The organism is Campylobacter concisus (assembly GCF_902460625.1).
In the GTDB taxonomy this organism is placed as follows: domain Bacteria; phylum Campylobacterota; class Campylobacteria; order Campylobacterales; family Campylobacteraceae; genus Campylobacter_A; species Campylobacter_A concisus_AD.
Genome location: NZ_CABPUT010000006.1, coordinates 250,028 through 265,012 on the forward strand (window position 1 = coordinate 250,028; position 14,985 = coordinate 265,012).

The following is a 14,985-nucleotide window of genomic DNA, read 5'->3' on the forward strand; positions in this document are numbered from 1 at the left end:
TTTTTAAAGGAGATACGATGAAAATTTTACTTATAAATGGTGGTAAAAAATTTGCCCACTCAGATGGTAGACTAAATCAAACACTTCACGACCTTGCATGCGAGAAGCTCGTAAAAATGGGTCACGAGATAAAGCAAACTACAATAGATCATGGCTATGATATAGAGGCTGAAGTCGAGAAATTTCTGTGGATGGACGCAGTAGTTTGGCAGATGCCAGCTTGGTGGATGGGCGAGCCTTGGATAGTTAAAAAATATATCGACGAGGTCTTTACAGCAGGTCATGGCAAGCTTTATACGAGTGATGGCAGGCACAGGGTCGATCCAACTAAAAACTACGGCAAGGGCGGCTTGCTAAATGAGAAGAAATTTATGCTAAGTCTTACTTGGAATGCCCCAGCTGAGGCATTTAGCGATCCAAATGAGTTTTTTGATGCACGTGGGATCGATGGAGTTTATTATCATTTTAGAAAGGCAAATGAGTTTTTGGGCATGAAGCCACTTCCATATTTTGTCTGCTACGATGTTATCAAGATGCCAGATGTGCCAAGATACCTAAAAGAGTACGAAGCGCATCTTGAAAAAGTTTTTAAAAATACGAAATAGAAATTTAAAATAGAAACAAAACTGCAAATATGAATCAAAGTGGCAATAAAATAGCTACGAGCTAGGTTTTAAGATTTTGCCACTTTTTATTGCCATATTAGTAAAAATAAAACACTGGCATAAATTTTAAAATGCTAATATAAAAAGGCCTTATCAAAGTAGGCAAAATTCTCTCAATAATGCTTTATTCTGCTAAATTTCAAAAGGCTTTTTAGTAACTTTTTATAAGCAAGATTGTAAAATGGCCTAAAATTCTTAAAAGGTTACATCAATGGATAAAGCTACCATACAAGCACATAAAATCAGCGATGAAGAGTATGAAGAGATCTTAAAAATTTTAGGACGCGAGCCAAATTTACTAGAGCTTGGCATATTTTCAGCGATGTGGAGCGAGCACTGCAGCTATAAATCAAGTAAAAAATACCTAAACGGCTTTCCGACAAAGGCACCTTGGGTCATCCAAGGACCTGGTGAAAATGCTGGCGTCATCGACGTTGGCGACGGGGTTGCAGCTGTTTTTAAGATGGAGAGTCACAACCATCCAAGCTTTATCGAGCCGTTTCAAGGTGCTGCAACTGGCGTTGGTGGAATTTTAAGAGATGTCTTTACGATGGGCGCAAGAGTTGTTGCGAACATGAACTCACTTCGTTTTGGCGAGATAAGAGGCGATGGCGAGCTAGCAAAAAAGCATAGATATTTGTTAAAAGGAAGTGTTGCAGGTATCGGACATTATGGTAACTGCATGGGTATCCCAACAATCGGCGGCGAAACCACTTTTGATCCTAGCTTTAATGGCAATATCCTAATCAACGCCTTTGCGCTTGGCCTTTGCAAAAGTGATGAAATTTTCTACGGTAAGGCTGAAGGTGTGGGCAACCCAGTCATTTATGTGGGCTCAAAGACCGGCAGAGACGGCCTTGGCGGTGCTGTGATGGCGAGCGATAGCTTTAACGACGAGAACAAATCACTTCGTCCAACGGTGCAAGTGGGCGATCCATTTGCCGAGAAACTGCTCATGGAAGCTTGCTTGGAGCTCTTTAAAAAAGACTACATCATCGGCATCCAAGACATGGGTGCAGCAGGGCTAACAAGCTCTAGCTTTGAGATGGCTGGTAGAAGCGGTAGCGGCATGAAGATGTATCTAGATCGCGTGCCTATGCGAGAAACTGGCATGACGCCTTATGAGCTGATGCTAAGCGAGTCTCAAGAACGTATGCTCATATGCGCCAAAAAAGGCTATGAGCAAAAAGTACTTGAAATTTTTAGAAAGTGGGACCTTGATGCTGAGATCATCGGCGAGGTCACAAGTAGTGGCGTGATGCAGCTTTACTGGCATGATGAGCTTGCAGGTGAAATTCCTATCGGGCCACTTAGCGAGGCGGCTCCAGTGCTTGATCGCCCAGTTGCACGTCCAAAATACCTTGATGAGATAGCAAATTTAAAAATTCCAAATAATGTTGATAACAAAACCGCATTTTTCAAGCTTTTAAAAGAGCCAGAAGTGCTAAATAAAAGCTTTATCTACGATCAATACGACGCAAATATCCAGACAAACACAATAAAACAGCCAGGTCACTTAGGCGCTGCAAGTATCAGAGTAAAAGGCACTAAAAAGGCCGTCTCTATGGCTGCGCAGTGCGATCCTAGAGCAAATTTCGTTGATCCTAAAATTGGTGCTGCAAGAGCCGTCGCGGCGGCTGGTAGAAAAGTAGCGATGAGCGGCGCTGTACCACTTGCGATCACCGACTGCCTAAACTACGGCAACCCACAAAATCCAGAGGTAATGTGGCAGTTTAAAGAGGGGTGTGAAGGCATAAAAGAGGCTTGCCGTGAGCTAAATACACCAGTCGTTAGCGGCAACGTGAGCCTTTATAACGACACTGACGGCGTGAGCGTCTATCCGACTCCAGCCATCGTCACAGTTGGTGTAAATGAGGATGCAAACTTAAATCTAAAAAGCACATTTTTAAGCGAGGGTAGGGCGATTTACCTACTTGGTGAGACAAGTGGAGAATTTGCAGCTTCACTTTACGCAAAGGCTCTATTTGATGTGGTCGGCGGCAAGCTAAAAGAGGTTGATTATAAAGCTGAGCGAGCTCTTTGGGACCTAGTGATCGAAGCAAATAAAGAGCAAATTTTAGAGTTTGCAAATAGCGTAGGCGTTGGCGGTCTTGCTATTACACTAGCAAAAATGGCTAGCATCTCAAACATCGGTGTAAATTGTGAGGTGAAATTTAAAGAGCCAAATTTTATCTTTGACGAGAGCTTTTCAAGGGCGGTCGTTGGCGTAAAAGATGAGACTAAATTTGAAGCGCTTGCTGCTAAATTTGGTGTGAAATTTGAGAAGATTGGCATTAGTGGTGGTAAGAGATTTAAACTAAATGACATTGATGAGAGCGTGGATGAGATAAGAGAAATTTATCTAAATGAGTTTGCAAAAATCGTTAGAAAAGAGGATTAAGAAATGGCTTTAAAAAAGAGCAAGGTCGCTGAGGCTGAAAATGAACAAAAGGAAGCAGAACAAGTTGAAAAACGAGGCGTAGCAAAGCCGCCAGTACTTTTTAGTAAGACACAAAATTTAATAAAATCAATCGAAAAAAGACTAAACGCTACTTTGATAACTTACTATAATTCAAACGCTGGTAGCGTTTGTGGAAACGATGCAAGTGCTATGTATGAAATTTTAAAGGGTAAAAAGATAGATACTGCTTATCTTTTTATAAAAAGTGACGGCGGAAGTGGTATTGCTGCTCTTAGGATCATCACTACACTTAGAAATTACTGCAAAAATTTAATAGCCTTAATACCTGCAAACTGCGCCTCAGCTGCTACCATGATGGCACTTGGCGCAAATGAGATCGTCATGGGGCCACTTGCCTATCTAACCCCAGTTGATACCTCACTAAAACACGAGCTTAGTCCGACAAATAAAGGCAATGAGCTTGTGAGTGTTTCGATGGACGAACTTAGTCGTGTGGTCAAGCTTTGGAAAGAGCAAGATAAAGATAGGCCAAACGACACAAACCCTTATAATTCGCTATATGAGTATATCCATCCGCTGGTTTTTGGTGCGGTTGATCGTGCTAGCTCGCTATCGCTTAAGATTTGCACCGAGCTTCTTAGGTATCACATCGATGATGATAAAAAGATCGCAGAAATTTCTGAAAGGCTAAATGGCGACTACCCAGCTCATGAATATCCAATCCTCTTTAGAGAGGCACACGAGATTGGTCTTCATGTAAAAAAGATGGATGATGATCTAAATGAAATGCTTCAGGAGCTAACGCTACTTTACTCTGAGATGGGACAGCGAGCTTTTACCGACTACGATGAAAATAGCTACCACGATAACAATATCGCAAATATCATCGAAACAAATGGCAAGCAAATTTACTATCAGATAGATAAAGACTGGTTCTACCGCCCTGAAGAGCGCCGCTGGAACGTGATGAACGACGAGAGCTCTTGGCGTAAAAACGAGCTAGTAAATGGCAAAATAAAAAATACTATCTATCACTTGTGGTAACATGTCTGGAGTCCTGTTTTTACTAATATTAGGCGGTGCGATATTTCTCTTTATGAATGTCCAAATAGGTAGTAACCGCAAGAAACAAGCAGATGTAGATGAGGCTAAATTTCTAGTCTCACTGCTTGCAAAAGTAGCTAAGAGTGACGGTAGAGTAGGTGAGTTAGAAGCTAGGCTCATTAGCCAGGTGCTTGATGATCTAAGTAGAAAAGTTAGTGGCGTTATCGGTGTGCGTGAGTATCTAAAAGATGTCTATAACAGTCAAAAAGAAAATGTAGATAACGCCTATGAGACCGCCAGAAACTATAAGCGTGCGTTTAATCTAAACTACGATATATGCGTCGCTAGGCTCACATTTTTTCTAAATTTAGCCTACATCGATGGAGAATTTAACAAAAGTGAGCAAGATGTTATAAGAAATATCGCTTATGGATTTGGCATTGATAAAGAAACGCTTGATGAGATCATCTTTAAATTTGATAGCTTTTATGGCTCAAGATTTGAGGCAAATCCCGATGAAGCTATCCAAGAAAAAGATGCATTTGAGGTTTTAGGGCTTAGCAAAAATGCAAGCTTTGATGAGATAAAAGCTCGCTATAAAGAGCTTGTAAGGCAGTATCATCCCGACATTTTAATGGGCAGGGGCGAGAGTAAAGAGGTGATAGAACGCTCAACTAAAAAGCTTCAGGAGATAAATGAGGCTTATGGGCGATTAAAAGAGAAATTTGGAGTTTAGATGAATAAATTTATTATTTTGCTGCTAGCGGTGGCTGGCTTTTGTAATGATTTTAAAGTGGTAAATATCGATGGAAAAGAGATAAAATTTAAGCTTACGCAAAGCGAGCTTTATCAAGATCAAAGGTTAGTCATCAGCAACTACGATGTTAAAGATAGCAATGTGAGCATAATATTTGTTGATAAAGATGGCAACAAGAGCGACATTATGTCAGTTCAAGCAAAAAAGTTAAATGAAATTAGTGAGTATATCTTTTCATATGATCGCGGCATAAAGGTGATGAAATTTAGCTCGAAAAAGCCGATATGCGAGGCGCTTGAGAAAGAGGAACCTGTAAATTTAAGCGTATTAGATGCGAGATATTTTGATGGCAATCAAATTTCAAGCTATGCCTTTAGTGTTGATATTGCTGGTCAAAAGCGTGAAAACTTTGTAGAGAGAAAAGACTATTATATAGATGCAGCTGCAAATGTTATGGTTACGCTAGAAGCCTTATCGATAAAGAATATCGCAAAGGATATAAAAATGGGGCAGCTTCTGCTAGTAAAAGGTATGTGTTTAACAAAAAGATAAAAAATTTAATAAAGGAGAAAAAATGAGAGCATTGCTTAGCGTTAGCGATAAAGAGGGCATTGTAGAGTTTGCAAAGGGGCTAGAAGAGCTTGGCTGGCAGATACTTTCAACTGGCGGTACATTTAAGCTTTTAAAGGAAAATGGCATAAAAGCTACTGAAGTTAGCGAATTTACGGCTTCACCTGAGATGTTTGAGGGCAGGGTAAAGACGCTTCATCCAAAGATACATGGCGGTATTTTACATAAGCGTGACGATGCTACACATGTGGCTCAGGCAAAAGAGCATGGCATCGAGGGCATTGACCTAGTTTGCGTAAATTTATATCCATTTAAAGAGACTACGATTAGGACTGATGACTTTGCTGAGATCATCGAAAATATCGACATCGGCGGCCCAGCCATGGTAAGGAGTGCTGCTAAAAACTTTAAAGACATGCTCATCGTCACAAACGTGCTTGACTACGATGAAATTTTAAAGCGCCTAAGAGAGAAAAGCGATGATTTTGAGTTTAGAAGATCGCTGATGATAAAGGCGTTCGAGCACACAGCGGCATATGACAGCATGATCGCAAACTATATGAATGATAGATTTAATGGCGGTTTTGGCGATGCTAGATTTATCGTGGGAAGCAAGGTTTTTGATACAAGATACGGAGAAAATCCACATCAAAAAGGCGCACTTTATGAGTTTGATTATTTCTTCACAAACAACTTTAGAGCCTTAAAAGGCGAGGCTAGTTTTAATAATATGACCGATATAAATGGCGCATTGATGCTTGCAACTAGCTTTGATGACGCGCCAGCTGTGGCTATCATCAAGCACGCTAATCCTTGCGGCTTTGCGGTAAAAGATACATTGCTTGAGAGCTACGAGGCTGCGCTTAAATGCGATCCGATCTCAGCTTACGGCGGTGTAGTCGCGATAAACGGCACACTTGATGAAAAGCTAGCAAAAAAGATAAATGAAATTTACGTTGAGGTAATAATAGCTGCAAATGTCGATGATGCTGCGCTTAAAGTATTTGAGAGTAAAAAACGTATCAAAATTTTCACTCAAGACAATAAATTTTTAGTTCGCTCAAATGATAAATTTGACTTTAAGCACGTTGATGGTGGATTTGTATTTCAAGAAAGAGACTATGTAAAAGACGAAGAGCTTGAAAATATGAAGCAAATGAGTAAGAAATTTGCAACTGGTAGCGAGCTAAAAGATGCTCAGATCGCGTGGAAAGTGGCTGCGCTAACGAAGAGCAACTGCGTAGTTTACGTAAAAGATGGCGCAATGGTAGCTATTGGCATGGGTATGACAAGCCGCGTTGATGCTGCACGTGCAGCCGTAGCAAAGGCAAATGAACTAAAAATCGATCTAAGTGGTTGCGTACTTGCGAGCGAGGCATTCTTTCCATTTAGAGATAGTATCGACATCGCTAGTAAGGTCGGTGTAAAATGCGTCATCGAGCCAGGCGGTAGCATCAGAGATGATGAGGTGATAGAGGCTGCCAATGAGCATGGCATGTCGCTATACTTTACTGGCGTTAGACACTTTTTACACTAAAATTTAGGGGCGCTTGCCCCTTTCTTCACACTTTATAACTTTAATTTTCGTATAATCTTTCAAAAACAAAAGGAGATAAAATGAAAAAGATCTTAAAATTTATCTTAATGGCGGCAATGTTTTTTGGTCTAAATTTGATGGCAAAAGATGAGCTTATAAAGGAGCAGACGATGGCAGGGCAAAATTTAAAAGAAATTTATCTAGCAGGCGGTTGCTTTTGGGGTATGCAGGGATATTTTAAAAAGATATTTGGCGTAGTGGATACAAAGGTAGGCTACGCAAATGGCAAGAGCGAAAATACTAGCTACCGCGAGCTTCACGAGAGCGATCATGCTGAAACGCTTTATATAAAATATGATGAAAACAGGGTCACTTTAGCTGAAATTTTAGCTCACTTTTTTAGAGTGATCGATCCGACCTCGCTAAATAAGCAAGGCAATGACGTCGGTAGGCAGTATAGAAGCGGAATTTACTATGTGAGCGAAAGTGATCTGCCAACGATAGAGAGCTTTATGAAAATAGAGCAAAAGAAATTTAAAGATAAGATCGTGGTTGAGGTGGCGCCACTTAAAAATTTCGTCTTAGGTGAGGATTATCATCAAGACTATCTTGATAAAAATCCTTTTGGATATTGTCACATCGATCTAGGTTTAGCCGATAAACCGCTTTACGATGAGGCGAAATTTAAACCGCTTAGTAAAGATGAGCTAAAGAAAAATTTAAGTAGCGAGCAGTATGCCGTGACGCAAGAAGCAGCGACTGAGAGGCCGTTTAGCAGCGAGTATGATAAATTTGATCAAAAAGGCATTTATGTAGATATAACGAGTGGAAAGCCACTTTTCTCAAGTGCAGATAAATTTGATGCAGGATGTGGCTGGCCAAGCTTTACAAAGCCTATCACGACAACAGCTCTTTCATATAAGGAGGACAACTCGTTTATGATGAAAAGGGTCGAAGTTAAGTCGCAAAATAGCGATGCGCACCTTGGGCATGTTTTTGACGATGGCCCAAGCGATAAGGGTGGGCTAAGATATTGCATAAATGGCGCGAGCCTTAAATTTGTACCGCTTGAAGATATGGCTAGGCTTGGATACGAGGAATTTATACCTTATGTAAAATAGCTTTTGTTGAAGCAAATCAATAGTTTAAAAAGTTTAATCAGAGTATAATTCTCCAAAATTAAAAGGAGAAAAAATGAGCGATTTTTTCAAAAACGCAGAGCAGTTTAATGTCGATGGTGCAACTGTGCCATTTTATAAATTTAATGAAAATGGTGTAAATTTTGTTGGCTTTGATTCACGTCCTTGCGTGCCGCCAGAGCCAATGGTCAATGCATTAATCGCTATTAAATTTGCTGATAAAGACACAAAAATTATGATGCTAAATCATAAATTTCCAGCTGGTCTTATACCAAAGATAGATAAGAGCTTTGACATAGAGCGTGAAGATATAGATGGTGGGGCTGTAAAGATGATTTTTAGCCTAAAAGACGGTGCAAACATAGAAGACGTAGATACGAGTCTTTGCCACTAAGATGCTTTTAAATACTTATGCACCACCATTTAAGCTAGTCGGTGGATATTTTATTGCTGGGATTTTCTTTTTAGCATTAAGTGTGCCGGCATTCTTTTATGCAGATTTTGATGCTATCAGCTCACTAAATACAGCTGGTTTTTTGCATATATTTTTTGTTGGCTTTGTTATGAGCATTATCATCGGAGCACTCTATCAGCTAACTTCAGTCATCTTAGAAAAGCCATTTTTTACAGCAAAAGGTGCTATTTTAAATTTGGCTATTTTTTGTCTATCGTTGCTGGGTATGTGTTACGGGATGCTATTTGCTGAGGCTAAAATTTTACAAATTAGTGGAGTTTTGCTTTTTTGCTCACTTGCCTTTTTTGCTACGACTTACGCATTAAGCTTTATGGATAATGAAAAAAAGAGCTTTGCGGCCTTTACGCTTTTTGTTTCAGCTATCTTTTTGGTAATTGGAATAACGCTTGGTTTTTGCTTGCTTATGATGCTTAGTGGCACGCTGATGCTTGATTTTGAGATGACGCTAAAATTTCACGTCTATTTTGTGCTGGGATTTGTATTTCTTGTGATACTTGGAGCTGCTAGCGTACTCTTGCCTATGTTTGCATTGGCTCACGATCTAAAATTTACACTTAGCAAGGCCTCACTAGCATGCTATATTTTGGGTGGTATCTTACTAGCTTTTAATGAAAATTTGTCTGTTTTGTCAATATGTGTGGCAGCTTTACTTTTTATAGCTCAAGCACTTTATATTTTAAAAAAACGCGTTAGAAAGGCGTATGATTACTGGAATGTAAATATCGTACTTTCACTGCTGGCTTTACTTGGTGCTGCTGTTTTTATAGCTTTGGATAAATTAAATTTAGCTGCATATTTTTTAATATATGGCTTTTTGTTTGCTTTTATCGTAGCTCATCTTTACAAGATCGCACCATTTCTCATATGGTATCACTACGTAGCACCTTTTGTTGGAAAGGTAAAAGTGCCACTTCTTGATGCCATGATACTAAAAAAGATAGCTTATTTTGGTATAGCTTTTAATGCTATCTCGCTTCTTTGCTATCTTTTCTCAACTTGCTTTGAACTAGAAATTTTAGTGCAAGCTGGTATGATATTTATAGCTCTTAGTGTAGTTTTACTATCAATAAATATAATAAATATTTTTAGATTTACTGGTTTTAAAGGATAAAAAATGAAAGAAAAAATTTATAACGCACTGTCAAATATCGTTGATCCAGAAGTTGGCTTTGATATCGTTTCGCTTGGACTTATATACGATGCGAGCTGCGATGAAAATGGCAAAGCAAAAGTTACTATGACGCTTTCAACTAAATCTTGCCCACTGCACGAAATGATACTTGGCTGGGTAGAAACTGCTGTGCTTGATATAGAAGGTGTCAAAGAGTGTGAGATCGATCTTGTCTGGGAGCCTGAGTGGAATATACAAATGGCAAGCGATTTTGTAAAAGCCCAACTTGGAGTTTAAATTTTAAGTTTTTGGATTTAAAGGTTTGTAAATTTCTAATAAGCTAGAGAGCAAAAGCTCTCTAGAAATTTTAAGGAGTTTGTTTTTTTATTAGTCCATTTGATGGCGCATAAATGATGGTACATCAAGTTGTGACATATAGTCTTCGTCATATCCACCACTAACTTTTTTAAGTCTTAATATACGCTCTTTTTTTATGATATCGCTTGCAGTAGAAGTTTGTACTTCATCTTTTTTTTCAGTTTCTTTTTGTGAGCTTTGAAAACCTGTTGCTATTATTGTAACTTCAACTTTATTGTCTTCTATTTTATCATCAGTTGTTGTACCAAATATAATTTCAGCATCTTCATCTGCTGCCTCATGAATAATACTCATCGCATTATTGATATCAGCTAGTGGGCAACTAGGGCTTATTCTAAAATGAACTAAAATACCAAATGCACCATTTATTGTCATATTATCAAGAAGTGGTGATTGTATAGCATTTTTTATAGCTTCTTGTGCTGCATCTTCGCCACTTGCTTCGCCAACACCCATTAAAGCTAGTCCTCTATGGCTCATAATCGTTCTAACATCAGCAAAGTCTAGATTTATGTCGCTTTTTCCTGAATCAAGCACGATTGTGCTCATACCATTGACGGCTCTTGCAAGCACTTCATCAACCATTTCAAAGCTTTCTTTTATGCCAGCATTTTTATCAATTAATGTTAGGAGTTTATCGTTTGGAATGACAACAATAGAATCGCTTTCTTTCCTGAGCTCTTCAAGGCCACAATCAGCCAATTTTCTACGTTTTTTTCCTTCAAACATAAAAGGCATAGTAACAACTGCAACTGTTAGTGCACCAATATCTTTTGCAGCTTGAGCAACTACTGGAGCTGCACCTGTACCAGTTCCACCACCAAGTCCTGTACCAATGAAAACTATATCTGATGTCTCAAGTGCACTTTTTACTTCATCGTAGCTCTCTTCAGCAGCGGCTTTTCCTATTTCAGGTCTCATGCCTGCACCTAGACCTTTTGTTGTCTTTTCTCCAAGCTGTATTTTTGTATGTGCAAGAGAATTTTCAAGAGCCTTAGCATCTGTATTAGCAACAATAAGATCTATATTTAAATTTGGATTAACTCTTATTATATGGTTGACCATATTGCCACCACCTCCACCTACACCTACGACCTTTATCTTTGCACCATAGATGCTTTTATTTTCTTCTACTGTGAAGCTACTCATTTTTGAAATTCTCCTTAAAATAATTGTGTAATACTATACCAAAATTTTGCAAAAGCATTTGGCTTTTTTTCTTGTTTACTAATATCTGCAATATTGGCAAGTTCTTCTTTGCTTTTTGATTTATTTGCTACCTCTAATTCAAAATCTTTATCAGAAAAACTATCCTCTTTTTCATTTGGATCCTGCATCTCTTGTCCAAAATTTTGTACGTTTTCTTCTTCTGCAAAAACATTTCTAAAATTTGCTTTCGGTTTTGAGGCTATTTCCCCTTGGTATCTCATTTTTTTCTCAGAATCAATCTCGTATGGGCTAAAGTTGCCAGCACCATACAAACAAAGCCCTATAGCACAAGAATTTGCTGGATCTCTTAAAATTTCAAATAATCCATCCATTTCTTTTGGTTTTGCTATACGAACTGGCATTTTGTCAAATATTGCGGATGCAAGATCTCTAATGCCTTCTAACTTAGTCATACCGCCAGTAAGTATTATTCCAGCACCAATGCTATCTTTATATCCGCTATCTTCTAGCATTTTAGCAAGTACCATAAGGGTTTCTTCTGCTCTGGCATATATAACATTTGATATTATGTCTAGTGAAACTTCGTGGCTTTTTGTTTCATCTCCAAGGATCGGGAGCTCTATTAGATCAACTGACTTATTTATTAAAGCACCATAACCTAATTTTATCTCTTCTGCCTTTGGAAGAGGTGTATGCAGAGCCATAGAAAGATCATTTGTAATGTTTGCTGAGCCGACAGGTAAAAATTCGTTGTATCTTATAGAATTTCCAGAATGTACCACAAGATTACAAGTAGCACCACCCATATCAACAAGTGCAGCACCAAGCTCTTTCTCATCTTTTGTTAATGTTGCTATTGCAGAAGCATATCCTGAAAGGACTATATTATCTAGTTGGACGCCTGCTAAATTTACGGCTTTTCTTAGGTTGCTAATAGATGACTTTTGTACCGTAACAATATGTGTTTGAACTTCTAGCCTACTACCATTCATGCCTATTGGATCTTCAATATGTTCTTGCCCATCTACTTTAAAATTATAAGGAAGAACATGTAGTTTTTCATATTCATGAGGTATGTCAGCCGTATGATCGGCCATTTGCATAGCACGCTCAATCTCTTTTATGCCTATTTCATGATTTGGTATATTTACTACACCGCTACTGTCAACGCTTTTTGTATACGCACCAGAAATAGAAACTATGACTTTTTCATAGCGTGTTCCCGCAACCCTTTGTGCTTCTACTAATGCATTTTTTATAGATTTTGCAGCTTGCTCAATATTGGTTATAACGCCTTTTCTTATTCCTTGTGTTTTTTCAGTTCCAATTCCAATTATCTTAATGCCATTTTCATCATGTTGTGCTATTACTGCACAAATCTGGAAAGAGCCGATATCTATACCTAAAATTTTTGTACTCAAGATAAATTACCTTTTGATATATTCTTTAATTTCATAGTATTTTTTAAGTTTGTTTGTTAAATCTTTTATTAACTCATTATTTTTAAGCATTGTAACGTTTTGCTGTGTTATTTGTTTATAGTTATTATCTATATTATCTACAAGCAACCTTTGTTCCAAAATATCGTATATAACGGCCTTATCTTCTAATATAACATAATCTTTTTTATTGTTAGTTTCAAAAAGTTGAGAAACAAAAGCTCTAGTTTCACTTTCATTTAGTCCTGAGATAGAGATATTTATATCTCTACTGATAAAGCCTATATCAGTACCTTTGAAATTTTGTAAAGACTCTTTTGCTATGGTTGTTAAGTTTTCTTTTTTCTTTTTATCTTTGTAAATTTCAAGTACCATTGCTCTTGCTTGTTCAAAACTCATAGGTTGTGGAGGATTTATGCTTTTTACCCTAACTATCAAATATCCATCTTTATATGTAAATGGTTTTATAACCTCACCAACTTTTGCACCTTTTATTTCATCAAGCGAGAATGTTGCATTATCTTCATTTATACTAACAAATTCATTTGTTGCAAGCTCAGCTTTTTTGATAGAGGTATATTTTTTTAAAGCATCAGTCTTGCTTTTCTCAATATTGTAGTCTTTGACAACTTCAGTCTTTACTTCGTCAAATGATTTGATTTTATCATCAGAGCCTTTGTATCTCTCTTTGTTTTCGTTGTAGTAGTCACTCAAAGTAGTTTGATTTACATCATTTTTGTTTGACTCTATAAAGTATGTTTCAAGACCGTATATGGTCTTTGTCATATAGTTGTTTTTATTTGTTTCCCAAAGATTCTTTAGCTCTTTTTCATCTATTTTTATATCACTTTGATTAGCATTTATTATCTGTATTGCTAATTTGTCTTGCATAAAAAAGCTTGCTTCCATCATTGCAATGTCTTCTTTGCTGGCTGGTAAATTTAAAATAGTTCTAAGTTTATCAAGTAGTATTGTTAGTTTTAAATTTTCTTCAAAATCAGTTGGATTTATTCTGGCTCTTCTTAAAATATCGTAGTATAAATTTTTATCAAAAGCACCATCTTTTTGAAATGTTGGATCAACGATTATATATTTTAAAATATCATCTTTGCTAACAATAAGACCTATATCGTCTGCAAAATTTAATAGTAAATTCTCTTGAATTGTAGCCTGAAGTGCAGCATTTTGTAATCCTAACTCATTAGCCTTTTCTTGAGTTAATTTGCCATCAAAAAGATTATTGTAGTATTGATATAAACTATCGTATTTTTGTTGCAGTTCTTGAATGCTTATATTTCTGTGTCCTACTTTTGCTACTGAAGTGGCTCGATTGCTGTTTAAATCATATGCTCCCCAGCCTACAAAGCCTGCTCCAACAAAGGCTATTGTACTTACCCAAATGGTAACAACTAGGTATTTTTTATGTTTTTGCATCCAAGACAACATTAAATTTTCCTTTAAAAGACTAACGAAATTTGTATGATATATTATATAAAATTGCCTTAAATAAGCTTAAAATAGGGGCTTTAAAAATACCTTTGTAAAGAATTTTGCTAACAATTTTTTAGCATTGTTAGCAAAATTTTTAAATACTATAATCGCTATAACCACTAGTTAAATGAAGCAATTTGCAGCTATTTTCTATCAAAGCTATCTCTTTTGCAAGAAGCTGAGGGCTTCTACTGTAGGCATAAATGCCATATCCTTTAATGATAATAATGTTTGTGTTTTTTTCTAGCATATATCTATAAATTTCAGTTTCTGCACGCTCATACCAGTCGTCATATTGTTTTGGATCATAGACTAAAATTTCATTAAATCTCATATACCCAAAATAATCTTTCGGTACTATTTTTTCATGTTTCATTGCGTAGGCAGTTGCGTATGGCGGCATCGCGTAGCAAACAAATCTTGCCTCATTTATATTTTTATAAATATTTAAGTGTATATCAGCATCAAGACTAGCTTCATTCCAACGATAGTCTTTTTTTGATGAAAGAAGCGTCAAGTCATCATCTTTTAAATTATCAAAAATGGCATTTTGTTTATTGATTATAAATTGATTTTTTTCGACTCTTGCCGAAATCGAGCCGTGAAAGACGCCAAAAAAATTCTTTCTAAACATAGAAAGTGATATCGTTTTTATCTCATTTATTGAGTGTTCTAGCTCCATTTTTTCTCCTACATTTAAGCGATTATATTTAAGCTATCTTAAAATTTATGTAAAATTTTGTGTAATGATAGCTTTTTAAGTAAAATTTCGATAAATTTTCCACAC

At 37.2% G+C, this 14,985-nt stretch carries 14 protein-coding genes; 10 read left to right on the plus strand and 4 right to left on the minus strand.

What is annotated here, in order from left to right:
• Positions 1-17: 17 nt before the first annotated feature.
• From F3G69_RS05680 to F3G69_RS05725, 10 genes are all read left to right on the plus strand, one after another.
• The gene (locus F3G69_RS05680; RefSeq protein ID WP_149714646.1) at positions 18-605 is read left to right on the plus strand and encodes an NAD(P)H-dependent oxidoreductase; all 588 of its coding nucleotides are present in this window, start codon (positions 18-20) and stop codon (positions 603-605) included.
• A gap of 271 nt (positions 606-876) precedes the next feature.
• A complete protein-coding gene (gene purL / locus F3G69_RS05685; RefSeq protein ID WP_149714647.1) occupies positions 877-3,066 on the plus strand; it encodes a phosphoribosylformylglycinamidine synthase subunit PurL in 2,190 nt (729 codons plus the stop codon).
• Between the two features lie 3 nt (positions 3,067-3,069).
• On the plus strand, positions 3,070-4,131 hold the full coding sequence (locus F3G69_RS05690; protein WP_103618700.1) for an SDH family Clp fold serine proteinase: 1,062 nt from the start codon (positions 3,070-3,072) through the stop codon (positions 4,129-4,131).
• Position 4,132: 1 nt separating this feature from the next.
• Complete coding sequence (locus tag F3G69_RS05695) at positions 4,133-4,867, plus strand: TerB family tellurite resistance protein (RefSeq protein WP_149714648.1); 735 nt, start codon at positions 4,133-4,135, stop codon at positions 4,865-4,867.
• Positions 4,868-5,440, plus strand: coding sequence for a hypothetical protein (locus F3G69_RS05700; RefSeq protein ID WP_149714649.1), 573 nt, complete (start codon positions 4,868-4,870; stop codon positions 5,438-5,440).
• 22 nt (positions 5,441-5,462) lie between these two features.
• Positions 5,463-6,995: a bifunctional phosphoribosylaminoimidazolecarboxamide formyltransferase/IMP cyclohydrolase gene (gene purH / locus F3G69_RS05705; protein ID WP_149714650.1), complete on the plus strand. Its 1,533-nt coding sequence runs from the start codon at positions 5,463-5,465 to the stop codon at positions 6,993-6,995.
• 80 nt (positions 6,996-7,075) lie between these two features.
• Complete coding sequence (gene msrB, locus F3G69_RS05710) at positions 7,076-8,116, plus strand: peptide-methionine (R)-S-oxide reductase MsrB (protein ID WP_149714651.1); 1,041 nt, start codon at positions 7,076-7,078, stop codon at positions 8,114-8,116.
• 73 nt (positions 8,117-8,189) lie between these two features.
• Positions 8,190-8,528 (plus strand): hypothetical protein, encoded by a 339-nt coding sequence (locus F3G69_RS05715; RefSeq protein WP_103604403.1) that lies wholly within the window; start codon positions 8,190-8,192, stop codon positions 8,526-8,528.
• Position 8,529: 1 nt separating this feature from the next.
• Positions 8,530-9,720, plus strand: coding sequence for a peptidase M50 (locus tag F3G69_RS05720; protein ID WP_103604402.1), 1,191 nt, complete (start codon positions 8,530-8,532; stop codon positions 9,718-9,720).
• Positions 9,721-9,723: 3 nt separating this feature from the next.
• Positions 9,724-10,017, plus strand: coding sequence for a metal-sulfur cluster assembly factor (locus F3G69_RS05725; protein WP_021091019.1), 294 nt, complete (start codon positions 9,724-9,726; stop codon positions 10,015-10,017).
• Positions 10,018-10,107: 90 nt separating this feature from the next.
• Here the strand turns inward: F3G69_RS05725 and ftsZ are convergent, their stop codons facing one another.
• The 4 genes from ftsZ to F3G69_RS05745 form a co-directional block, all read right to left on the minus strand.
• Positions 10,108-11,247, minus strand: coding sequence for a cell division protein FtsZ (gene ftsZ / locus F3G69_RS05730; protein ID WP_072594923.1), 1,140 nt, complete (start codon positions 11,245-11,247; stop codon positions 10,108-10,110).
• A 14-nt stretch (positions 11,248-11,261) separates the two neighbouring features.
• Positions 11,262-12,689 carry a cell division protein FtsA gene (gene ftsA, locus F3G69_RS05735; protein WP_103600806.1) on the minus strand — a complete coding sequence of 476 codons (1,428 nt, stop codon included), beginning with the start codon at positions 12,687-12,689 and terminating at the stop codon, positions 11,262-11,264.
• Between the two features lie 6 nt (positions 12,690-12,695).
• Positions 12,696-14,153, minus strand: coding sequence for a peptidylprolyl isomerase (locus F3G69_RS05740; protein WP_149714652.1), 1,458 nt, complete (start codon positions 14,151-14,153; stop codon positions 12,696-12,698).
• A 139-nt stretch (positions 14,154-14,292) separates the two neighbouring features.
• Positions 14,293-14,880, minus strand: coding sequence for a class II aldolase and adducin N-terminal domain-containing protein (locus F3G69_RS05745; RefSeq protein WP_103600804.1), 588 nt, complete (start codon positions 14,878-14,880; stop codon positions 14,293-14,295).
• Positions 14,881-14,985 lie beyond the last annotated feature (105 nt).